Raw genomic sequence first — 22,823 nt, forward strand, 5'->3', positions numbered from 1 at the left:
ATAATGTTCGGGAATTATGAAATTCGGAAGATTTACTACAAATATTTAACTACCTTCATATATTTCGATAATATGGTTCGAAAGTTTCTACCCAATTCACCATAAATGATTGGACTATGAAGGCAGGAATCTGAGCGTTATGGAATTCTGTCTTCAGGTTTGAAGGGAATTCCTTTTTAATTTTATTGAGAAAGCTCTCCTGCATTTTGAGTGGATTATTGCTAGCTTAGCCACTTCAGTGAAGGTGATCCTCTAACTGAATAAATTAAGGCTGCCGGCAGATGATAAGCTTATGAATAGGGCTCGAAAAAATTCTGGGGGGCCAATACACCACTGTGTAAATAATTTTTGGGAAAAATATCCCTGCTCAAGGGAGTTTTACTTTATTAGTATTTAGTAAAGACTAGCAGTATACCAATATGGATGAGGTGAAAGACTGATGGGGAAAGCAATGCTTGAGAATCAAGAAATGATCGTTGTTCTTGACTTTGGAAGTCAATATAATCAACTAATTACAAGAAGAATTCGGGATTTTGGGGTGTATAGTGAGTTACATCCACATACGATTACAGCTGAGGAAATTAAGAAAATGAATCCAAAAGGAATCATTTTCTCTGGCGGCCCAAACAGTGTTTATGATGAAAATGCGTTTGGCTGTGATGAAGCCATTTTTGACTTAGGCTTACCTATTTTGGGAATTTGCTATGGAATGCAATTAATGACTAAGCATTTTAATGGAAAGGTAGAACCTGCTTCACAACGTGAGTACGGAAAAGCCGATATTGAAGTTAAAAACGAATCAGCTTTATTCAAAGGATTGCCAACAGAACAAGTTGTTTGGATGAGTCATGGAGATCTAGTGGTTGAAGCACCGGAAGGCTTTTCGGTAGATGCTACAAGTCCATCATGTCTAATTTCATCAATGAGCAATGAGTCGAAAAAGCTTTATGCCGTTCAATTCCATCCAGAGGTACAACATTCTGTGCATGGATTTGACCTGTTGAAAAACTTTGCCTTCAATGTCTGTGGTTGTAAAGGCGATTGGTCAATGGCAAACTTTATTGAAATTGAAATTGAAAAAATTCGTCAAACCGTTGGTGATAAACAGGTTCTTTGTGCCTTAAGTGGCGGCGTCGATTCTTCTGTTGTAGCGGTATTAATTCATAAGGCAATCGGTGACCAATTAACATGTATCTTTGTTGATCATGGCTTATTGCGTAAAGGGGAAGCCGAAGGTGTGATGAAAACTTTGGCAGAAGGATTCCAAATGAATGTCATTAAAGTCGATGCAAAAGATCGTTTCCTTTCAAAATTAGAGGGTGTAAGCGATCCGGAGAAAAAACGGAAAATCATTGGAAATGAATTCATTTATGTATTTGATGATGAAGCAACGAAGCTAAAAGGAATCGAATTCCTTGCTCAAGGTACACTGTATACAGATATTATTGAAAGTGGTACAGCAACTGCCCAAACGATCAAATCTCACCATAATGTTGGCGGCTTGCCGGAAGATATGCAGTTTAAATTAATTGAGCCACTTAACACATTATTTAAAGATGAGGTTCGTGCATTAGGTACACAACTAGGCATGCCGGATGAAATCGTTTGGCGTCAGCCATTCCCAGGACCAGGGTTAGGGATTCGTGTGCTTGGTGAAATTACAGAAGATAAATTAGAAATCGTTCGTGAATCAGACTTTATTTTACGAGAAGAAATCAAAAAAGCTGGCTTAGAGCGGGACATTTGGCAATACTTCACAGTTCTGCCAAACATTCGCAGTGTTGGTGTGATGGGGGATGCCCGTACGTATGATCACACGATTGGAATTCGTGCGGTCACATCCATTGATGGAATGACGTCTGATTGGGCTCGAATTCCATGGGATGTTCTAGAAAAAATCTCAACTCGAATTGTCAACGAAGTTCCACATGTTAACCGTGTTGTTTATGACATTACAAGTAAGCCACCAGCAACGATTGAGTGGGAATAATATGAAGGTACCGCTGGATTCTGTGTAAACAGAGAACAGCGGTTTTTTTTGAGCATTTTCATAATAGCGAACGTTCATAAATTCTTAATAAATAATGTTCGTTTATTATATTGACGAATAGGACGGTCATTGTTAGAATGTGAAAGTAATTTAAAACTGAAAACTTTAGTAAACATCGTATAATTTTGGGGATATGGCCCATAAGTCTCTACCAAGCTACCGTAAATGGCTTGACTACGAAGTGTACATAAAAAGATTATTAGTCCTATTATGTGTATATTTCTAGTCAAGCACTTCGTTTAATAAACGGAGTGCTTTTGACTTTGTTATTTTATTAAAAAGTGTGTGAGTGTTCAATTATTGGGTCATCCTAAGATTAGAATGACTCCATAAATAGGACATTCTGCTTTTTGATTAGAATAAATCTTAATGCCACTATTTTAGGACTTACTTGAGGAGGCTTATGATGAAGAAATATTTTCAGTTTGAAGAGTTAGGAACGAACTATCGTCGCGAAATCATTGGTGGTTTAACAACGTTCCTAGCGATGGCTTATATTTTAGTTGTAAATCCTATTACATTAACATTGCAAGATATACCTGATTTGCCAGAGCATTTAAGAATGGACTATGGTGCGGTATTTGCAGCGACAGCATTGTCTGCTGCTCTTGGTTGTATTATTATGGGCTTGGTCGGTAGATACCCATTGGCTCTTGCGCCAGGTCTTGGATTAAACGCATTCTTTGCATACGGGGTGGTTTTAGGAACTGGAGCCCCTTGGCAGCATGCTTTAGCAACTGTATTTGTTTCAAGTATGATCTTTTTACTTTTAACGTTAACCGGATTGCGTGAAAAATTAATTAACGCGATTCCGATCGAATTAAAACATGCGGTTGGGGCCGGTATTGGTTTATTCATTACGTTTGTCGGACTACAATCCTCTGGGATTATTGTTAATAATGAAGCAACGTTAGTTGGAATTGGTGATCTTACCCAACCAAATACACTCCTGTCTATATTTGGAATCATCGTAACTGTTATTTTAATGACGAGAGGGGTTAAAGGTGGCGTATTTTTTGGGATGATCATTACCATTATTGTAGGAATGATCTTTGGGTTGATTGAAACACCTACCAAAATTGTAGATAAAGTGCCTAGTTTAGAACCAACCTTCGGAGCGGTATTTACTGCATTTGGAGATCCTTCGTTCTACACAACAGCCATGATTGGAATTATCCTTACGTTTCTATTCGTAGATTTCTTTGATAACGCGGGAACGTTAGTAGCAGTTGCAAACCAGGCGGGGTTTGTGAAAGATAACAAACTTCCTCGTGCGGGAAAAGCTTTATTATCTGACTCGATTGCATCGGTTGCTGGCTCGATTCTAGGTACATCAACTGTAACATCCTATGTAGAGTCTTCAACAGGGGTTGCAGCTGGGGCAAGAACAGGTTTTGCTTCGCTCGTAACAGCAGCATGTTTCTTATTGTCGTTATTCTTTTTCCCACTCTTGCAGGTTGTTACATCCTATGTAACAGCACCTGCACTTATTATTGTTGGAGTATTAATGGTTTCTTCATTAGGAGACATTAATTGGAGAGATTTCGCAGTTGCAGTACCAGCCTTTTTGACAATGACGCTTATGCCTCTAACTTACAGTATTGCAACCGGGATCGCGGTAGGTTTTATTTTCTATCCTATTACGATGATTGTTACAGGTCGCCGTAAAGAAATTAACCCAATCATGTATATATTCTTTATTATATTTGTATTATATTTTATTTTTAAATAGAAATAGGGAGCTGGCTAAAAGGATAGTCAGCTCCTTTTTTATAAACATCAAATAAAAACAGGCGTCTTTGATTAACCTATACATAAGTTATCGTCTATGATTATAAAGTTTTGATGAAAGGACGTTAGAATTGATGAGTAAGAAAAAAATTTACGAAGTTGAAGAGCATGAAACGGTCAGCGATTGCTTAGAACGTATGAATAAGGACGGGTATATGCCCGTTAAGAGAATTGAAAAGCCTGTTTTTCAAGAAAAAGTAGAAGCAGGACAAGTGACCTACGAGCCAGTAGGAAGGAAAATTACCTTTGAGGCAAGAAATGTAGAGTAGCTAGAAAATCCGAACGATTTATTTTAAAGATTAAATAATTGTTCGTAATTTCCTGTTGACATTTGTCGAAAAGGCATGGTTTAATGGGAGTATCAATTAAATAAATCGTTGCCCTCATATAATAATAGGGATATGGCCTATAAGTTTCTACCCAATTACCTTAAATGATTGGACTATGAGGGAAAGCCATTACCGCGGCAACAGCCCCTATATAATTTATTTTAGGTTATATAGCTAGAATACATGTTGAAACCCGGACAGAATGCTTTCCCTTAATGGAAAATTCTGTCTGGGTTTTTTGGTTAATTGGACAAATAATAGAGTAAAATTATGAATTTTAAGGAACCGATTCTATTTAATAAATAATCGTTCATAAATATGGTTTATTAGTAAAAATTCCTTGAAATATATCGATGATGTTGGGTAATTTTCCCATAATAAATGTTATAATTTGCATAAAGATGTCGAACTGCGAAAATTCGTAATAATTAGGTGAAAGTGGATGGAGGGATTTTTATGAAGGCTCTAGTTGGAGTCATTATGGGAAGTCAATCAGACTGGGAAACGATGAAAAATGCTTGTGAAATGCTTGATATGTTGGAAGTTCCCTATGAAAAGAAGGTTGTCTCAGCGCATCGTACTCCAGACTTGATGTTTCAATATGCAGAGGAAGCGAGAAATAAGGGACTGAAGGTAATTATTGCTGGAGCAGGAGGTGCCGCTCATCTTCCGGGTATGGTTGCGGCAAAGACAACACTACCAGTAATCGGAGTTCCTGTTCAATCAAGGGCCTTAAACGGATTGGACTCTCTCTTATCCATTGTTCAAATGCCTGGGGGTGTCCCTGTTGCAACAGTTGCCATCGGAACAGCCGGTGCAAAAAATGCAGGATTATTAGCGGCACAAATCCTTAGCGCATTTGATGAAAGTTTAGCTGAAAAGTTGGAAAACTATCGATATGAAATGAAAAAAGCAGCTTTAGAAAGTAGTGATCAACTTGTCTAATAAAGTCATTTTACCAGGACAAACAATCGGTATCATTGGTGGCGGGCAACTCGGGAGAATGTTTGCTTTGGCGGCAAAGGCACAAGGTTATCGGATTGCCGTTCTTGATCCAACAGAGGATTGTCCGTGTGCACAGGTCGCGGACATTACGATCATTGGTCCATACAGTGATACAAACTCACTCCAAAAGTTGGCCCAAGTCAGCGATGTTATCACCTATGAATTTGAGAATATCGATGCCAATGGGCTTCGTTGGCTAAGTGAAAATGCCTATGTCCCACAAGGGGTCAAATTACTAGAAGTCACTCAAAATCGGGTGACGGAAAAACAAGCGGTTGTTGATGCAGGGGTAGAGGTAGCTCCATATAGAGTTATAGAGAATGAAGAAGATATAATTAACGGTCTAAACGAGTTAGGACACCCTGCCGTGCTAAAAACAGCTCGTGGTGGTTATGATGGCAAGGGACAATACGTCATTCACCATCAAGATGAGGTCAAGGAAGCCGCGAAACTATTAGATTCAGGTATTTGTGTTTTGGAAAAATGGGTTCCCTTTGAAAAGGAAATCTCTGTCATTGTATGTCGAAATGCGAGAGGCGAAACAGCTATTTTTCCAGTAGGTGAAAATATTCATCGGGAGAATATTTTACACGAAACGATCGTACCTGCTCGAATTAGTGAGGATGCTAAGGAAAAGGCAGTAGAAGTAGCTAAAAAACTTTCTCAACATTTTCAATTGGTTGGTATTTTGGCAGTGGAAATGTTCTTAACAAAAGATGGGATTTACGTGAATGAATTGGCACCAAGGCCGCATAATTCAGGCCATTATTCAATTGAGGCTTGTGAGACTTCTCAATTTGAACAGCATGTCCGTTCCGTTTGTAACCTTCCATTAGGCAGCACTGAACTTCTAAAGCCAGTTGTCATGGTTAACATCCTAGGGGAACATATGGAGAAAATCATCGAAAGTGTTCCAGAGAAAAAGGATTGGAAAATACATTTATATGGTAAAAAAGAAGCAAAAGTAAAGCGGAAAATGGGACATGTAACATTGCTACGTTCAACAGTTGAAGAGGCCCTAACGGAAATAGAAGATAGTAAAATATTTTAGCCAAATTAGGGGAGAATCTAGCATGTATATGTGGAGCTGAACAACTAGTGCTTACGAAGAAATAACTTTGGAAATCCAAAGAACCTAGAAATCTTCTGGGCAGATCAAAAAATCAACTGATGAGTTAGCAGAGACGTGTAGAGAACTAAATACACCAGTTATAAGCAGAAACATTTCTTTATATAATGAAACAAGTGGTGAAGCCATTTATCCAACACCAGTCATTGGAATGGTTGGGCTTATTAAAGACCTAGATCATATTACAACCCAATATTTTAAAGAAGACGGAGATCTTATTTACTTATTAGGAGAAACAAAGCCTGAATTCGGTGGCAGTGAGCTTCAAAAGTTAACAGAAAGAAAGATTTTTGGCCGCGCCCCAGAGATTGATCTTAGTTGTAGAGAAAAAACATCAAAAGGCTGTTCTTGAAGCAATTAGGGCTGGTTTTGTTCAATCGGCTCAAGATTTAGCTGAAGGTGGACTAGGTGTTGCTTTAGCTGAAAGTGCATTTGGTACAGGTCTAGGCGAAAGGTTAAAACCACTGGCAATGCGGTAACAGCATTATTCAGTGAATCTCAATCAAGATTTTTTACTAACTGTGAAAAAAGAACATCAAGCGGAATTCAAAAAATTAACTAGTGCAACTTTAATCGGGGAAGTCACAAAAGAACCAGTATCAAATTGTTAATGATGGTGAATCTGTTGTAAATTCTTCTGTAGAAGCATTAGAAAAAGCTTGGAGAGGAGCTATTTCATGCCTGGTAAGTTAATTGGAAAACCTAACTTAAACGGTTTGCCTGAAATAAAAAGGTTAGGTGAAATAAAAGGTTTAAATGAAGAGTGTGGACTATTTGGCATCTGGGGCCATAAGGATGCAGCACAAAATACGTATTATGGTCTCCATGCTTTACAGCACCGTGGACAAGAGGGAACGGGGATTGTTGTAACAGATGGAGAAGTCGTGAAAGGTGTGAAAGGGGAAGGTCTTGTAACCGAGATCTTTCACAGTGAAGCGATGAAGGAATTGGCATTTGGAAAGTCGGCAATTGGCCATGTACGTTATACAACAGCTGGCGGAGCTGGATTTGAAAATGTTCAACCTCTTGTTTTCCATTTCCAAACAGGAAGTCTTGCGCTTGCTCACAACGGAAGCCTAGTGAATGCAACTCATCTAAAAAGCCAACTAGAAGGTCAAGGAAGTATTTTTCAAACAAGTTCAGACACGGAAATACTTGCCCATTTAATTCGCCGTGGCGGTCATACTCCATTTAAAGAGCGTGTGAAAAATGCCTTAAGTATGCTTAAAGGGGCTTATGCCTTCTTGATTATGACAGAAGATCAAATGATGGTTGCTTTAGATCCGAATGGAATGCGTCCATTATCCTTAGGAAAACTCGGCGATGCATACGTGGTAGCATCTGAAACATGTGCCTTTGATGTTGTTGGTGCTGAATTCATTCGTGATATTTTACCAGGAGAATTATTAATCATTGATGATGAAGGCTATCGATCTGAGATATTTGCGCATGCTTCCAATCAAGCGATGTGCATGATGGAATATGTCTATTTTGCACGCCCAGACAGTAATATTAATGGAGTTAATGTTCACTCTGCACGGAAAAGATTAGGGAAAAAGTTAGCGGAAGAAGTAAGGATTGAAGCAGATGTTGTAACAGGAGTTCCTGATTCAAGCATTTCGGCGGCAATTGGTTTTGCTGAAGCATCTGGAATCCCTTATGAATTAGGTCTACTCAAAAATCGATATGTAGGACGGACGTTTATTCAACCTACACAAGCATTAAGAGAACAAGGCGTGAAAATGAAGTTGTCTCCTGTACGAGGTGTCGTTGAAGGAAAAAGAGTGATTATGGTCGATGATTCGATTGTTCGTGGGACGACAAGTCGCCGAATTGTACGATTGCTACGTGAAGCGGGAGCAACCGAGGTTCATGTTGTCATTAGTTCACCTCCGATTAAGAATCCGTGTTTTTATGGAATTGATACATCAAAAAGAGAAGAACTAATTGCCAATGATAAATCCATTGAAGAAATTAGAAAAATTATTGAAGCAGATACGTTGACCTTTTTAAGTGCAGAAGGAACAGTAGAAGCGATTGGCGGAACTGGTGAAGGTGAATACGGTGGACATTGTATGGCATGTTTTACTGGAAATTATCCGACTGAAATCTATGATGATTTAGAACAAATTAGAATGAAGGAAAAGCTTGTAGGAAAATAATAGTAATGGGGACGGTGCGATCTTTGGGTTGAACCGGCCTCAAAAAAAATTGGGGGATCTAATCAATGGCAAAAGCATATGAACAAGCAGGTGTAAATATTGAAGCAGGATATGAAGCTGTTTCTAGAATGAAAAAGCATGTGCAAAAAACGATGAGACCTGGAGTACTTGGCGGCTTAGGTGGATTTGGCGGCATGTTTGATTTATCCAGCTTACAATTAAAAGAGCCCGTATTAGTTTCAGGAACAGACGGAGTTGGGACAAAGCTTATGCTTGCGTTTATGATGGACCGTCATGATACGATCGGTATTGATGCTGTTGCAATGTGCGTAAATGATATCGTTGTACAAGGAGCAGAGCCGATTTACTTCCTAGATTACATTGCCTGTGGCAAGCAGGAACCCGCAAGAATTGAAGCCATTGTGAAAGGTGTTGCAGAAGGCTGTGAACAAGCGGGCTGTGCTCTTGTTGGCGGTGAAACGGCTGAAATGCCAGGGATGTACAGTGAGGAGGAATATGACCTTGCTGGATTTGCAGTGGGTGCTGTTGAAAAAAGCAAAATCATCACGGGGAATGAAATCAAGCAAGGTGATATTTTAATCGGCCTAGCTTCAAGTGGCATTCATAGTAATGGTTATTCACTTGTACGCAAGGTATTTTTAGAAGAAGCAAAAATGTCATTAACTGACCACGTCGAAGAGCTTGGCTGTACATTAGGTGAAGAACTATTACGTCCGACAAGGATTTATGTAAAATCCATTTTGGCTGCCCTAGAAAAATTTTCAATTAAAGGAATTTCCCATATTACAGGTGGCGGTTTTATTGAAAATATTCCAAGAATGCTTCCAGAAGGTTTAGGTGTTGAATTATCTGAAGAAAACTGGTCTGTTCCAGCTGTTTTCAATCTCATGCAGAAAATTGGTCAGTTAGACCGTCTAGATATGTACAATATTTTCAATATGGGTACTGGTATGGTCTTAGCTGTCCGTGAAGAGGAAGCTTCGGATGTGATTAAATTCTTCAATGAAAACGGTGAAAAGGCTTATCAGATCGGTGTAGTTACGGATCAACCTGAGGTGAAAATTCATCTAGCAAAAGAAGAGAAGTAGTCAATTTGCCGAACATCGGAGGAATAAAGAATGAAAAAAATAGCTGTGTTTGCTTCAGGGGTCGGAACGAATTTACAAGCCATTATTGATGCGATTGAAAGTGGAGATCTAGACGCAAAAATTGAGCTTTTGGTTTGTGATCAGGAGGGCGCTTTTTGTATTAAACGTGCCTTAAAGGCGAACATCCCTACCTTTGTTTTTACAGCTAAACATTACGAAAGTAAAGCGGCCTATGAACAAGATATTTTACAACAGTTGCAAGAGTTCAACATTGAATATATTGTTTTAGCAGGCTATATGCGCTTGATTGGACATACATTATTACATGCGTATCAAGGGAAAATGGTTAATATTCATCCTTCCCTCCTTCCTGCTTTTCCGGGAAAAGATGCAATTGGACAAGCTTTCACCGCAAGGGTCAAAAGGAGCGGGGTAACGATCCATTTTGTTGATGAAGGTATGGATACAGGGCCAATTATCGCACAACAAGAAGTCGATCTAGATGACAATGAAACGCTTGAGAGTTTTGAAGAGAAAATCCACGCGGTTGAACATAAATTATATCCAGCCGTTCTACAGAGACTGTTTTCAGAAGGAAAAACCTCTGTTTAAAGGCTTGTATCATTTAAGTTACGGAGAAACGGTAAGGAGGAGTCACTTTATGAGAAAACGTGCACTAATCAGTGTGTCAGATAAAACAGGGGTAGTTGATTTTGCTAAGCAACTTGTTGAGCTTGGCTTTGAAATTATTTCAACAGGCGGTACAAAGACAGCCATTCATGATGCAGGGATTCCAGTAATAGGTGTAAGTGATGTGACAGGATTCCCAGAAATTCTTGACGGTCGTGTTAAAACGTTAAACCCACTTATTCATGGTGGCCTATTGGCGAAATTTGACGATCCTAGTCACCAAGCGCAACTGGACGAACACAAAATTGATCCGATTCAAATTGTTTGCGTAAACCTTTATCCATTCCAACAAACGATTGAAAAGCCGGATGTCACAGTTGCTGATGCAATTGAAAACATTGATATTGGTGGGCCAACGATGCTTCGATCTTCAGCCAAGAATCATCAGTATGTTACCGTTGTTGTTGATCCGACAGACTATGCTACCGTAATTGATGAATTAAAAGAAGCAGGAGAGGTTGGATTTGAAACTCGCCGTTCTTTAGCAGCGAAAGTTTTTCGTCATACAGCTGCTTATGATTCGATGATTGCTGGTTACATGACAGAATTAGTTGGGTTAGAAACACCTGAAAAATTAACGGTTACATATGAGTTGAAACAGTCGTTGCGATATGGAGAAAATCCACACCAAAAAGCAGCTTTTTATCGCAAACCACTTGGCTCAACTTTCTCGATTGCAAATGCAGAACAATTACATGGGAAAGAACTTTCTTATAACAATATCAATGATGCAGATGCAGCCCTGCAAATCATTAAAGAATTCTCCGAGCCAGCAGCAGTTGCCGTTAAACATACCAATCCGTGTGGCGTTGGAATTGGGAAGGATATTTACACAGCTTACGAAAAAGCATTTGAAGCCGATCCTGTTTCCATTTTCGGTGGAATTATCGCTTTAAACCGTGAAGTGGATAAACGTACAGCTGAAAAATTACATGAGATATTCCTTGAAATTATCATTGCACCATCTTTCTCAGAAGAAGCGATTGAAATTTTAACAAGCAAGAAAAACATACGCCTCCTAACGATTCCATTTGGCAATCAAGAACAGAAGGAGCGTAAGTTAACTTCAATCGAAGGTGGATTATTGGTTCAAGATCGCGATGAATTTTCACTAGATAAAGCTAATATTACTTATCCTACAGAGCGTAAACCAACGGACGAAGAGTGGGAAGCTATGAAGCTCGGTTGGAAAGTAGTTAAGCATGTAAAATCGAATGCGATTGTTGTAGCAGATTCTCAAATGACGTTAGGTGTTGGTGCAGGCCAAATGAATCGTGTCGGTGCAGCAAAAATTGCTCTTGATCAAGCTAGTGAACGAGCAAAAGGGGCAGCCCTTGCCTCAGATGCGTTTTTCCCAATGAATGATACAGTTGAAGCTGCTGCAAAAGCAGGGATTACTGCGATCATTCAACCAGGTGGCTCGATTAAAGATGAAGATTCAATCAAGAAGGCCAACGAGTACGGAATCGCAATGGTATTTACAGGGGTTCGTCATTTTAAACATTAATTTCATTCAGCAGAAATCTCCTGTTTAAAAGTTAAGCATTGGATAAAGAGTTAAGTGTGTTCAAACCCCTGCTGACGAAATTGAGCCTCCGGCGGATGCCTCGGATTTTTTAAAAAAATTTTTATCAAACGAGTTGATAAAAATCCGGGCGCAAATTCGACGGGCGAATTTGATATTTTTAGGCTACATAAGCTTGTCTTAAAGACAAGCTTCTTAACTATATAAAGATAAATTATAAAATGGGAGCTGAAGCAGAATGAACGTACTAGTCATTGGTCGTGGTGGCCGGGAACATGCCATTTGCCGTAAAGTAAAGGAAAGCCCAAAGGTAGAAAAAGTCTTTGTTGCCCCTGGAAATGATGGAATGGTTGATGTTGCTGAATTAGTGGCGATTGATGAAGGAGCGCATGATCAGCTTGTTGAATTTGCTAAAGCAAATGAAGTTGGCCTTACGATTGTTGGGCCAGAAGTTCCATTACTAGCGGGGCTTGTTGATCGTTTTGAAGAGGCTGGTTTAAAAGCATTTGGTCCTAAACAAAAGGCTGCGGAAATCGAAGGAAGTAAATCGTTTGCGAAGGAATTAATGCAAAAGTATCATATCCCAACTGCCGAGTATGCTGTTTTTACTGAATATGAACCTGCCGTTGCTTATGTGAAGGAAAAGGGGTCGCCGATTGTTATTAAAGCGGACGGTCTTGCTGCTGGTAAAGGCGTTACCGTTGCTATGACATTGGATGAAGCCCTCGAGAGTTTGAAGGATTTCATGCTTGATGCTAAGTTTGGTGAAGCATCATCTAAAGTGGTGATCGAGGAATTTTTGAGTGGAGAGGAATTTTCATTAATGGCATTGGTAAATGGAGAAACTGTGATTCCACTAGAGATTGCCCAAGATCATAAACGTGCCTTTAATGGGGATCAAGGGCCAAATACAGGAGGAATGGGAGCTTATTCTCCGGTAGACCATATTGGACAAGAAACGGTTGATATCGGGATCGAAACCATTCTAAAACCTACGGCTAAAGCAATGATATCAGAAGGCCGTGACTTCTGTGGCGTACTATATGCGGGCTTGATTAAAACAGAAAAGGGTCCAAAGGTAATCGAATTCAATGCACGTTTCGGTGATCCTGAAACACAAGTAATTTTACCACGGATGAAATCTGATTTAGTCGACGTTTTAGAACGTGTGATTGATGGAGAACAAGTAGAAATTCAGTGGGATGAGCAGGCCATGCTTGGTGTTGTTGTTGCTTCTAACGGTTATCCTGAAGACTACGAAAAAGGTGCCGTCCTTCATGGCTTGAATCGGGTGAGTGAAGATTTATTTGTCTTCCATGCCGGTACGAAAAAAGGTGAATCTGGTGAGTTCGAAACAAATGGCGGCCGTGTCCTTTTAGCAGGTGTAAAAGCTAGTTCGTTAAAAGAGGCGCAGGAGGCTGTTTACAAGGGATTGCAAAGCCTTCAATGTGACGGTGTATTTTATCGTAAAGATATCGGTTATAAAGCGATTGATTTTGCTGAAAAAAATGAATAGGTTGGTTGACTCTGTTCGATTGCGAGCAGGGTCTTTTTTAATTTTTATAAAGGCATAGCCTGTCAAAAAGGATGCAAACTAGAAGTGTAGGTGCCTCGCATGGCTTTGGCATCTAAGATAAAAAAACTACACAATAAAGGTGATGGATATGGGTAAAGATAAAAAAAGTAAAAAGAATCATAAAGCCTTACCAGCAGCAGATGTAGAATTTGCGGAAGAAAGAGGAAATGGGCTTGAGAAAAAAGCGTTAAGAGCGATGAAAAGTCCAAAATAGGAAAATAACTAGGGACAGTTTTTAAAAATTCTGTCCCTAATCTTCAAGGTAAATGAATGGTCTTCAAATGATGACAATTCCAATAAACCATCTCTCCTTCAGCATTCACAAGGGCGAGTTTGTTATCAAATGCCTTCTTTAACAAACCAATCTTCTCTGGGTGATCGCCATTGTCGAGAATCACGATGTTGTTTTCAAGTCTTTTACATTGTTCTGAAAAGGTCCTAGCTAAAGATACGGAAGTGGGGTTCACGGGCAATTTTTCATTACTAAGTGAATAAGGGGTTGTATTCTTAATATAAGGAATCAGCCATTTAACATGATTCATCGATATATACATAACTTTATAAGCGGGTGAGTAGAAAACGAAATAATCATTCATTACACTTGTTAAATAACCATGAATGGTTCTGTTTCCTTCAACATTGAGAGATACAAAGATTCCTTTTGCATTGATTAAGATTTTTCGAAAGGATATATTGTCTGAAAATGATTTTAGCGGATGCTCAGGATGAAAGTTTACATCCCAATCATGTACCGATTCTGGATCAGGTTTAAAGCGCTGAATATGAGTAAAAGGAAGATAGTAGTATTGCTTGTTATAGATAACAAGGATATCTAAGCCTGCGTCAATTAACTTTCCATATAATTCCTTTTCACCTGAAACCTCAACTTTAATGTTTTGACCAATTAAAGAATTAAAATCAATCACGAGTCCCCCCTCCACCTTTCTTTTTGAGTTATCTTAGAATAACCATGAAACCCAATAATATAAAAGAACTAAAGTTACAATGGTAACGGGAGGAATGACAACGAAGGTCACTTTTAAATATTGTCTCCAGGTTATTTTTATTCCTCCGTCTTTTACAATATGCATCCACATAATGTTGGCTAATGTTCCCATAGGTAAGAGCAGAGAACCCATATCACTGCCAATTACGTTTGCAAGATAAGATATTTTTAATGTGAGTGGATCTAGACCCATATTCATTAATGTTAAGGTACCAACCATCAAGGCTGGGTGATTATTAAAAAGATTAGATAGAACGGACAGCAAGCTACCCATCAAGACGCTTGCATTGAGCAGGCTTCCAGAAACCATAGGATCCATAATTTGAATGAGCCAAGTTGTTAATCCTATATTATGCAAACCATAGACTACTACGTACATGCTAAAGGCAAAGATAAGGATATACCAAGGTGTTCTTTTTAGCATATCGATTGGCGAGATTTTCAAACGACACCAGCGCCATCCTAGTAATGCAGCAGAGCCAACGACAGCAGTAAGAGATACGGGAATTCCAAAGTATGATGCAACGAACAAACTAATTCGGACTAGTAAAACAAATAACAAAACTTTCAACATAAAACTGGTGTTCTCTTTAGACAATGGATTTGATGTTTGGTGTTTAAGTGGTTGTATAGAAGAGTTGGGAACGATGTGGACTTGTGTAGAAATGACTTTTGGAAGTTTTTTATAAAAAAGTAGATACAAAAGAAACACAAGTAATAATAATCCGGTAGTTGCAGGTACAAACATCATGGCAGTATGCAAATACAAATCCATATCAACGATTTTTAAAGCGATTAGGTTCACGATATTACTTACGCCAATTGGAGCACTTGAGGCAGTTGCGACCAACGCTCCAGACAGCAAATAGGGAATTTGTTGATTGGGCTTTAAACCTAAATTTTTCAATAAGATTAATAGGATGGGTGTAGTAATTAAAATGCTGCCATCGTTATTGACAAAAAGGGTCATTAAAAAGCAGAACAGATTGACATACCAAAAGAGCTTCAAGCCAGACCCTTTTGCTCGATTAGCCAAAACTTCAGCTGCCCACGTAAAGAAGCCGAAGCTTTCTAAAACGATCGCCATCACGATAGTTGCCATGATAGTAATAGCTGCACCACTTATTGTCTCAGTAATTTCACCTAAATCTGAAACCGAGACACTACCTGTCATTATAATTAAAATTGCCCCGATGGTTGCTGGAATCGCTTCGTTGACTCCCTTCGGCCTCCACATGACAAAGGTAACCGTTAGTAAAAAAAACAAGATTGTCAGTAAACTTGTAAATTCAAGCATTGCATCCACTCCATATATTTAATGAATTTAGGTGAATATCAATAAGGGACAAACCTCCCTTCACTTTATATGTCCTATATGTATATGCTCGTTGAATCGAACAAGCCTCTGACAATATCCTAATTTATAATAATTAAATAAAAATTATTAATTTTAATTAAAATGTTGTATAAAAAAAGAGAAGGGAAGTTGTTTAAAAAGCAATTCCTTCTCTTTCCATTTTATTTAGCTGTTGGTACTGTCTCACCAAATTCTGACGATTCCCTCTTAGGAGTTTTCTGATTTCCATCCATCTTTTCGAATGGATTGGACATATTGGTTTGTTGGAATAGAGCAGTCACCGGACAATAGCGCATAATCCCCTCTGCCACATGCATAGCACCCAATAAGGCAGTCCAGAAATAAGTCTGGAAAAAAGGTCTTTTTACCATTTTTGCTGTACTACAAGAAAGTACGGTTAACCCCAATGTGATGCGAATAAGCGCTCCAAGAATACCGATATTTGGTTTAATTTTTATCATAAAAAAACTCCTTTTAATTATTTTTAATACTTAAAAACTCTTTAGTGTGTTAAAAAGTGAAATATGTTAATATAGGTATGACATACAATTTAAAAATAAAAGGAGGGGCGTTACATGCTGGAACAGCGCTATCGTTGGAAAAACAAGCAATTGCGAGAACATGTTGATGTGATAGAAGGCAAGAAATCACCAAGTATTTTACTGAGAAATGCTCGCTATTTAAACCAAACGTTTCGCAAATGGATGACTGCCAACATATGGATTTACGATGACCGCATTGTGTACGTGGGTGAAAAACTACCACAGCGATTAGACGGTTGTGAAATTGTTGACTGTACCAATTATCTACTTGTTCCCGGCTATATTGAACCACATGCCCATCCGTTTCGTTTATATAATCCCCTAACGCTTGCAGCATATGCATCACAGTTTGGGACGACAACAATGATTAATGATAACTTACAACTATTTTTGCAAATCGAAAAAAAGAAAGCGTTTTCCTTTTTGCGAGAAATGAGACATATCCCGACTACCATGTACTGGTGGGCTCGCTTTGATGCCGAGACTGAGATGAAAGATGAAGAGGTAACCTTTTCGCATAGTAACGTTAAATCATGGCTTGAACACGATGCCGTATTACAAGGGGGAGAACTAACAGGATGGCCACGTATGCTTGATGGAGATGACATGATGCTCCATTGGGTTCAAGAGGCAAAAAGAATGCGAAAGAAAATCGAAGGTCATTTTCCAGGGGCTTCGGAAAGAACATTAGCAAAAATGACTTTATTTGGTGCTGATAGCGACCATGAGGCAATATCAGGAAAAGAAGTTTATGACCGGTTGATGCAGGGTTATATGGTTTCGTTAAGATATTCAGGAATCCGTCCAGATTTGCCAAGACTATTAGACGAAATTCATGAATTAGGAATTGATACGTACGATCGCTTTATGTTTACCACAGATGGTTCATCTGCAGACTTTTATGAAAATGGCTTCATAGATAATATGATCAAAATTGCCATTGATAAAGGGGTACCGGTTATTGATGCTTATAATATGGCAACAATCAATGTTGCGCGTTACTATAATATCGAGTATTTACATGGGAATATTGCAACAGGTCGAGTTGCGAACATTAACTTTTTACAGGACGAAAGGAATCCAACGCCTGTTTCTGTACTAGCAAAAGGGATTTGGGTCAAACGGAATGGCAAAAAGGATGTGGATCTATATGATACATTGCCATGGAATGAATTTGATTTAGAGCCTGTATCAATGGATTGGGAATTAGAATTTTCAATGGAAGATCTTCAATTTTCGATGCCATTCGGAATAGAAATTGAAAACACCGTTATTACCAAACCTTATTCAATTTCAATTGATGCCTCATTTGATGAGTTAAAGAGTCGAGATGAATCATTCTTTGTCTTTATTGACCGTTATGGCAAGTGGCGGATCAATACGATATTAAAAGGATTTGCTGAACGCCTTTCCGGACTGGCTAGCACATTATCCCGAACAGGTGATATTATTTTAATCGGAAAAAATAAGCATGATATGTTGCTGGCATTTAATCGTGTGAAGGAATTGGGTGGAGGGATTGTCATTGCGGAAAGCGGTGAGATTGTAAAAGAGTTACCTCTTCCATTAAAGGGCCTGATGTCTGATAAGCCAATTGAAGAATTGATTGCTGTTCACAAAGGATTTAGAGCCTACATGAAGGAAAAAGGCTATCATTTTAATGATCCATTTCAAACCCTTCTCTTTCTCTCGACAACTCATTTACCATATATACGAATCACTCAACGTGGATTATATGATGTTAAAAAGAAAATTGTACTCTTTCCAACTATAATGCGTTAAAATGTGAAAGAATTGTGGTAAAATAGACTAATGGATGAGGTGCGCTCAATGTGGAAAAGGCTGATCATCGTTTCTGTTGTTTGTCTTTTATTCTTTGTAGGTTGTAATAAGAAAGAGGCTTTAGAACTGGAACAACGACAAGACGAAGTGGCTACAGAGAGGGAAAAGCGGACTGTTCCTTCACAAAAAAATGACGAATATCCGTATCAATTTCCTTTAACAGGAATCGGAAGTGAAGAGGAAATCCAAGGCAGAGCGGTCGCTGTTATGATCAATAACCATCCATTAGCGAGGCCTCAATCAGGTCTAAATCAGGCGGATATTGTTTTTGAATTATTAGCTGAAGGAAAGGTCACACGATTCTTGGCTATTTTTCAAAGTGAAAAGCCGAACAAGGTTGGGCCCGTAAGAAGTGCGCGAAAGTATTATATTGAACTTGCAAAGGGCTATGACAGTCTTTTTGTAGCTCACGGCTATAGTCCTGAAGCGGAACAAATGCTGAAACACGGATTTATTGACCATATTAATGGAATGCAACACGATGGAACTCTTTTTAAAAGAGCGAAAAACCGAAAGGCTCCTCATAACTCTTATATCTATTTTGATGATATTGTAAAAGGAGCAAACAAGAACAATTACGACATGAATCAAGCACCTAATTCTTTAGATTTTCTGTCCGATAAAGAAATAGAAACTTTGGTGGGAGAGCAGGCAATCTCGATTGATATTTCTTACAATGATTCAGCTTTTAATTCAAAGTTAGAGTACGATGAAGATCTAAAGAAGTACGAACGCTATAGTGCTGGTAAGCTAACAGTCGATTACGATTCCGACGAACCTGTTTTAATCGATAATCTTTTAGTGATTGAAACGTCACATAAAGTAATTGATGATGCAGGAAGACGCGAAATAGATTTAACAAGTGGTGGCAAAGGTTACCTATTTCAAAAAGGGAAGATGATTACCGTTGAATGGAAGAATGTTGAAGGTAGAATATTGCCTTATTATAATGGCGTGAAAGCCGAATTGGTTCCAGGTAGAACATGGGTGAATGTAATTCCAAAGAGCTCAGGACTAGATGGAGCGATTTCTTTCCAATAGTATTGTTTTCTAAAGAAAAAGGTTCCTTTACTGAGGGCCACTGCCTATAATGGATTTTAGTGTTGAAAAGGAGTAAGAGTCATGCAAATTGATAAGCTAAGAGGAAAAGAATTAGACCAATTGTTTAATGCCGTTCTTTCTTTAGATAATTTAGAAGAATGTTACCGTTTTTTCGATGATCTTTGTACGGTAAATGAAATTCAATCATTGGCCCAACGATTAGAAGTGGCAAGGATGTTACAGGAAGGGAACACTTATCATACAATCGAGACGGAAACAGGGGCAAGCACAGCGACAATCTCACGGGTAAAGCGTTGTCTGAACTATGGAAATGATGCATATGAAATGGCGTTAAAACGAATTAAGAAGCAGCAGGAACCAGAAGAGGAAGCCGATAAATAAAGTCAGCTAGATAGCATTAATATAGATAGAGTTCATGCACAAGAGTCATTTTTCTTGTGCTTTTTTCAATTTACGTTTTAAAAAGGTTGACATGTTAAAATGTGACAGACGCATCCCTCTTATTTTCTTTTTTTCAATTAATATCTCAAATGCTATAATGGTGTAATGGAAATGTAGAATGGAGGAAGCTTGCATGTATGATTTCCGGGATTGGAGGCATGTTTTTAAACTAGACCCCAATAAAACAATTACGGATGAAGCACTAGAAAAGATCTGTGAATCAGGAACAGATGCAATTTTGATCGGTGGGACAGACGGAGTCACATTAGATAATGTGTTAGACTTAATGGCTCGTGTTCGACGTTATACCGTTCCTTGTATCCTAGAAATATCATCGATTGACACTGTGACACCAGGATTTGATTTGTATTTCGTCCCAACGGTGTTGAATAGTCGGGAGACAAAGTGGATTACAGGCTTACATCAGGAAGCCATTAAGGAATACGGGTTTGCCATGAATTGGGAGGAATTCGTCATTGAAGGCTACTGTATTTTAAATAGTGATTGTAAAGCAGCCAGGCTGACGAATGCACATACCGAATTATCAAAGGAAGACGTGGCAGCCTATGCGATAATGGCAGAAAAAATGTTCCATTTGCCAATCTTTTATATAGAATACAGCGGAACTTACGGCGACCCAGAAGTGGTAGCTGCCGTGAAAAATGAGCTTGAACAGACCGTTTTATTTTATGGTGGCGGGATTACAAATCAGAATCAAGCAAAAGAAATGGCGGCCTTAGCGGATGTCGTTGTAGTAGGAAACATTATTTATGATGATTTAAAGGAAGCTCTGTTAACTGTACAAACGGTAAGAGATAGTATTAAGAAGTGATCTATGATAAAATATAAATAAGAACATATGTTTGATATGGCGGTGATGAACGAAAATGAATTATTTAACAGACAAACTGTTAAATGGTCTAAATCCGGAGCAACAAAGGGCTGTTAAAACGACAGATGGCCCTTTATTGATCATGGCAGGTGCCGGTAGTGGTAAAACACGGGTCCTCACCCACCGGATTGCTTATTTAATGGTAGAAAAATACGTGAATCCTTACAATATTTTAGCGATTACTTTTACGAATAAAGCTTCGCGCGAGATGAGGGAACGGATTCAAAAAATGATGGGTGGAACGGCTGATCAAGTATGGATTTCAACGTTCCACTCCATGTGTGTACGGATATTACGAAGAGATATTGATCGAATCGGCTTTAATCGGAACTTTACAATCTTAGATACTTCAGACCAACTCTCAGTTATTAAACAAATTCTAAAGGACAAAAACATTGATCCGAAAAAATTTGATCCACGTGGAATCCTAAGCAGTATTAGTTCTGCGAAAAATGAACTAATCGATCCAGAACAATATGCGAAAAACGCTGGGGATTACTTTGAAAATGTCGTAAGTGAGGTTTATACCGAATTTCAAAAGCGATTACGTAAAAACCAATGTCTAGATTTCGACGACCTCATCATGACAACCATTCAACTATTCAAACGAGTACCCGAAGTTCTCGAATACTACCAACGAAAGTTTCAATACATCCACGTCGACGAATATCAAGACACGAACAGATCTCAATACATGCTTGTAAGGTTATTGGCGGCACGTTTTCAGAATTTATGTGTAGTCGGCGATTCGGATCAATCCATCTACCGCTGGCGTGGAGCAGATATTGGCAACATTTTATCGTTTGAAAAAGATTACCCAAGAGCAGAAGTGATTCTGCTTGAGCAAAATTACCGGTCGACGAAACGAATTCTTCAAGCGGCGAATAAAGTCATTTCCAATAACTCAAGTCGTAAGGAAAAGAACTTGTGGACGGAAAATCCTGAAGGGAATAAAATTGAATATTTCCGTGCTGACAGTGAACAAGGGGAAGCACAATTTGTCGTTAGTAAAATGAAAGAATTAATGAAGCAAGAGAATCGAAAGTATTCAGATATGGCGATTTTATACCGAACCAATGCCCAGTCCCGTGTCATGGAGGAAGTTCTTTTAAAATCAAACATTGAATACTCGATTGTCGGAGGAACAAAGTTCTATGATCGAAAAGAGATCAAGGATGTTCTCGCTTATCTTCGTTTAATTGCCAATCCAGATGATGATATTAGCTTGCAAAGAGTTATTAATGTTCCAAAAAGAGGAATTGGATCAACTTCATTTGATAAAATGGCTAATTTTGCTGGCAATCATGATATTTCTATTTATCAAGCTCTTGATTCAGTAGAATTAATAGGATTGAGCCCGAAAATTACAAAGGCAACAGTGCAATTTAGAAATTTAATCAATGGTTATACACAAATGCAAGAGTATTTATCTGTCACTGAATTGGTTGAAGAGGTCCTTGATAAAACAGGTTATCGGGATATGTTAAAAGCAGAAAATACGATAGAATCTCAAAGTAGACTTGAAAACATCGAAGAGTTTTTATCCGTAACAAAGAACTTTGAAGAAAATAGTGAGGATAAAAGTTTGATTGGCTTTTTAACAGACCTCGCACTTGTAGCCGATATTGATAAATTAGATGATGATGGTGAACAAGCGGATGCGGTTGTGTTAATGACAGTCCATTCAGCAAAAGGGCTCGAATTTCCAGTTGTCTTTTTAATCGGACTAGAGGAAGGGGTATTCCCGCATAGTCGATCTTTAATGGAATTGGAAGAAATGGAGGAAGAAAGACGGTTACTGTATGTAGCGGCGACTAGAGCTGAAGAACGGCTTTTCATCACGAATGCTCAAATGAGGACCCTCTTTGGAAGAACGACTATGAACGCACCTTCCCGTTTTATTAAAGAAATTCCGGAAGAGTTGATCGAGGGGACAAGTCCAAGTCAGAAAAGACGTGAGGCAGCCGCTTCAAGACCTATATCAACCTCAGGCTCGCCATTGCAAAGTCAAAGGCAGCCGTTTTCTTCAAGGAAGGCAGTAATGCGTCCAACCGTTCAAGATACCGGTGGTAATGAAGCAGGTTGGAAAGTTGGCGACAAGGCTCAACATGGAAAGTGGGGAATTGGAACGGTTGTTAGTGTAAAAGGGGAAGGAGAAGGAACTGAACTAGATATTGCGTTCCCGAGTCCAACCGGCGTAAAACGGTTATTGGCGAAGTTTGCCCCGATCACAAAAGTATAAAATAGGGCTTTAAAAGTCTAGGTGAAGGTTTGCAGTCCACTAGAAATCATTGGTTATCCTGCTCTAACAAACA

The 22,823-nt window shown here is 38.8% G+C and carries 20 protein-coding genes and 3 riboswitches; of the genes, 17 read left to right on the forward strand and 3 right to left on the reverse strand.

The genetic code is table 11. The annotated features are described in order from the left end of the window. Positions 1–35: 35 nt before the first annotated feature. A riboswitch (purine riboswitch) is annotated at positions 36–137 on the forward strand. Positions 138–436: 299 nt separating this feature from the next. From guaA to R4Z10_RS02095, 12 genes are all read left to right on the forward strand, one after another. Next, positions 437–1,990 carry a glutamine-hydrolyzing GMP synthase gene (guaA, locus tag R4Z10_RS02040; protein ID WP_338473139.1) on the forward strand — a complete coding sequence of 518 codons (1,554 nt, stop codon included), beginning with the start codon at positions 437–439 and terminating at the stop codon, positions 1,988–1,990. A 155-nt stretch (positions 1,991–2,145) separates the two neighbouring features. Further along, positions 2,146–2,247, forward strand: a riboswitch (purine riboswitch). A gap of 209 nt (positions 2,248–2,456) precedes the next feature. Beyond that, positions 2,457–3,782 carry an NCS2 family permease gene (locus R4Z10_RS02045; RefSeq protein ID WP_338471576.1) on the forward strand — a complete coding sequence of 442 codons (1,326 nt, stop codon included), beginning with the start codon at positions 2,457–2,459 and terminating at the stop codon, positions 3,780–3,782. Between the two features lie 133 nt (positions 3,783–3,915). Further along, positions 3,916–4,110, forward strand: coding sequence for an NETI motif-containing protein (locus R4Z10_RS02050; RefSeq protein WP_338471577.1), 195 nt, complete (start codon positions 3,916–3,918; stop codon positions 4,108–4,110). A gap of 94 nt (positions 4,111–4,204) precedes the next feature. Then, positions 4,205–4,306, forward strand: a riboswitch (purine riboswitch). Between the two features lie 320 nt (positions 4,307–4,626). Then, complete coding sequence (gene purE, locus R4Z10_RS02055; protein WP_338471578.1) at positions 4,627–5,115, forward strand: 5-(carboxyamino)imidazole ribonucleotide mutase; 489 nt, start codon at positions 4,627–4,629, stop codon at positions 5,113–5,115. Continuing rightward, complete coding sequence (gene purK, locus R4Z10_RS02060; protein WP_338471579.1) at positions 5,108–6,226, forward strand: 5-(carboxyamino)imidazole ribonucleotide synthase; 1,119 nt, start codon at positions 5,108–5,110, stop codon at positions 6,224–6,226. The genes purE and purK overlap by 8 nt, the downstream gene beginning before the upstream one ends. 386 nt (positions 6,227–6,612) lie before the next feature. Further along, positions 6,613–6,783 (forward strand): AIR synthase-related protein, encoded by a 171-nt coding sequence (locus R4Z10_RS02065; RefSeq protein ID WP_338471580.1) that lies wholly within the window; start codon positions 6,613–6,615, stop codon positions 6,781–6,783. Between the two features lie 198 nt (positions 6,784–6,981). Beyond that, the gene (gene purF / locus R4Z10_RS02070; RefSeq protein WP_338471581.1) at positions 6,982–8,466 is read left to right on the forward strand and encodes an amidophosphoribosyltransferase; all 1,485 of its coding nucleotides are present in this window, start codon (positions 6,982–6,984) and stop codon (positions 8,464–8,466) included. A gap of 65 nt (positions 8,467–8,531) precedes the next feature. After that, the gene (purM, locus tag R4Z10_RS02075; protein WP_338471582.1) at positions 8,532–9,575 is read left to right on the forward strand and encodes a phosphoribosylformylglycinamidine cyclo-ligase; all 1,044 of its coding nucleotides are present in this window, start codon (positions 8,532–8,534) and stop codon (positions 9,573–9,575) included. Between the two features lie 30 nt (positions 9,576–9,605). Beyond that, positions 9,606–10,187 carry a phosphoribosylglycinamide formyltransferase gene (gene purN, locus R4Z10_RS02080; RefSeq protein WP_338471583.1) on the forward strand — a complete coding sequence of 194 codons (582 nt, stop codon included), beginning with the start codon at positions 9,606–9,608 and terminating at the stop codon, positions 10,185–10,187. 49 nt (positions 10,188–10,236) lie between these two features. Next, entirely contained in the window at positions 10,237–11,772 is a 1,536-nt protein-coding gene (purH, locus tag R4Z10_RS02085; RefSeq protein WP_338471584.1) for a bifunctional phosphoribosylaminoimidazolecarboxamide formyltransferase/IMP cyclohydrolase, read from the forward strand. A 256-nt stretch (positions 11,773–12,028) separates the two neighbouring features. Beyond that, positions 12,029–13,306 (forward strand): phosphoribosylamine--glycine ligase, encoded by a 1,278-nt coding sequence (gene purD, locus R4Z10_RS02090; RefSeq protein WP_338471585.1) that lies wholly within the window; start codon positions 12,029–12,031, stop codon positions 13,304–13,306. Positions 13,307–13,454: 148 nt separating this feature from the next. Then, entirely contained in the window at positions 13,455–13,580 is a 126-nt protein-coding gene (locus R4Z10_RS02095; RefSeq protein ID WP_338471586.1) for a hypothetical protein, read from the forward strand. A 43-nt stretch (positions 13,581–13,623) separates the two neighbouring features. Here the strand turns inward: R4Z10_RS02095 and R4Z10_RS02100 are convergent, their stop codons facing one another. The 3 genes from R4Z10_RS02100 to R4Z10_RS02110 all read right to left on the reverse strand — a co-directional run bounded on the left by R4Z10_RS02100 (position 13,624) and on the right by R4Z10_RS02110 (position 16,190). After that, positions 13,624–14,292 (reverse strand): DUF2642 domain-containing protein, encoded by a 669-nt coding sequence (locus R4Z10_RS02100; RefSeq protein ID WP_338471587.1) that lies wholly within the window; start codon positions 14,290–14,292, stop codon positions 13,624–13,626. Between the two features lie 33 nt (positions 14,293–14,325). Further along, positions 14,326–15,669, reverse strand: a complete 1,344-nt coding sequence (locus R4Z10_RS02105; protein WP_338471588.1) for an arsenic transporter — start codon at positions 15,667–15,669, stop codon at positions 14,326–14,328. A gap of 221 nt (positions 15,670–15,890) precedes the next feature. Further along, the gene (locus R4Z10_RS02110) at positions 15,891–16,190 is read right to left on the reverse strand and encodes a DUF2892 domain-containing protein (protein WP_338471589.1); all 300 of its coding nucleotides are present in this window, start codon (positions 16,188–16,190) and stop codon (positions 15,891–15,893) included. Positions 16,191–16,304: 114 nt separating this feature from the next. Here R4Z10_RS02110 and R4Z10_RS02115 point away from each other — a divergent pair, with 114 nt between their 5' ends. The 5 genes from R4Z10_RS02115 (at position 16,305) to pcrA (ending at position 22,750) form a co-directional block, all read left to right on the forward strand. Beyond that, positions 16,305–18,053: an adenine deaminase C-terminal domain-containing protein gene (locus R4Z10_RS02115; protein ID WP_338471590.1), complete on the forward strand. Its 1,749-nt coding sequence runs from the start codon at positions 16,305–16,307 to the stop codon at positions 18,051–18,053. A gap of 48 nt (positions 18,054–18,101) precedes the next feature. Further along, positions 18,102–19,154, forward strand: coding sequence for a DUF3048 domain-containing protein (locus R4Z10_RS02120; RefSeq protein ID WP_338471591.1), 1,053 nt, complete (start codon positions 18,102–18,104; stop codon positions 19,152–19,154). Positions 19,155–19,235: 81 nt separating this feature from the next. Continuing rightward, complete coding sequence (locus R4Z10_RS02125; protein WP_338471592.1) at positions 19,236–19,556, forward strand: YerC/YecD family TrpR-related protein; 321 nt, start codon at positions 19,236–19,238, stop codon at positions 19,554–19,556. A 193-nt stretch (positions 19,557–19,749) separates the two neighbouring features. Then, entirely contained in the window at positions 19,750–20,448 is a 699-nt protein-coding gene (locus R4Z10_RS02130; RefSeq protein WP_338471593.1) for a heptaprenylglyceryl phosphate synthase, read from the forward strand. 55 nt (positions 20,449–20,503) lie between these two features. Further along, positions 20,504–22,750 (forward strand): DNA helicase PcrA, encoded by a 2,247-nt coding sequence (pcrA, locus tag R4Z10_RS02135; protein WP_338471594.1) that lies wholly within the window; start codon positions 20,504–20,506, stop codon positions 22,748–22,750. Positions 22,751–22,823: the final 73 nt, after the last annotated feature.

The sequence above is a fragment of the Niallia sp. XMNu-256 genome (genome assembly GCF_036670015.1).
Taxonomy (GTDB): Bacteria; Bacillota; Bacilli; order Bacillales; family Cytobacillaceae; genus Bacillus_BD.

Coding starts and splice junctions, on each gene's coding strand:
- R4Z10_RS02050 (WP_338471577.1), top strand. CDS start 3,916: ATGAGTAAGAAAAAAATTTACGAAGTTGAAGAGCATGAAACGGTCAGC.
- purF (WP_338471581.1), top strand. CDS start 6,982: ATGCCTGGTAAGTTAATTGGAAAACCTAACTTAAACGGTTTGCCTGAA.
- R4Z10_RS02130 (WP_338471593.1), top strand. CDS start 19,750: ATGTATGATTTCCGGGATTGGAGGCATGTTTTTAAACTAGACCCCAAT.
- R4Z10_RS02105 (WP_338471588.1), bottom strand. CDS start 15,669: ATGCTTGAATTTACAAGTTTACTGACAATCTTGTTTTTTTTACTAACG.
- R4Z10_RS02115 (WP_338471590.1), top strand. CDS start 16,305: ATGCTGGAACAGCGCTATCGTTGGAAAAACAAGCAATTGCGAGAACAT.
- R4Z10_RS02125 (WP_338471592.1), top strand. CDS start 19,236: ATGCAAATTGATAAGCTAAGAGGAAAAGAATTAGACCAATTGTTTAAT.
- purM (WP_338471582.1), top strand. CDS start 8,532: ATGGCAAAAGCATATGAACAAGCAGGTGTAAATATTGAAGCAGGATAT.
- R4Z10_RS02095 (WP_338471586.1), top strand. CDS start 13,455: ATGGGTAAAGATAAAAAAAGTAAAAAGAATCATAAAGCCTTACCAGCA.
- purD (WP_338471585.1), top strand. CDS start 12,029: ATGAACGTACTAGTCATTGGTCGTGGTGGCCGGGAACATGCCATTTGC.
- pcrA (WP_338471594.1), top strand. CDS start 20,504: ATGAATTATTTAACAGACAAACTGTTAAATGGTCTAAATCCGGAGCAA.
- purE (WP_338471578.1), top strand. CDS start 4,627: ATGAAGGCTCTAGTTGGAGTCATTATGGGAAGTCAATCAGACTGGGAA.
- purH (WP_338471584.1), top strand. CDS start 10,237: ATGAGAAAACGTGCACTAATCAGTGTGTCAGATAAAACAGGGGTAGTT.
- R4Z10_RS02110 (WP_338471589.1), bottom strand. CDS start 16,190: ATGATAAAAATTAAACCAAATATCGGTATTCTTGGAGCGCTTATTCGC.
- purN (WP_338471583.1), top strand. CDS start 9,606: ATGAAAAAAATAGCTGTGTTTGCTTCAGGGGTCGGAACGAATTTACAA.
- R4Z10_RS02120 (WP_338471591.1), top strand. CDS start 18,102: ATGTGGAAAAGGCTGATCATCGTTTCTGTTGTTTGTCTTTTATTCTTT.
- R4Z10_RS02045 (WP_338471576.1), top strand. CDS start 2,457: ATGAAGAAATATTTTCAGTTTGAAGAGTTAGGAACGAACTATCGTCGC.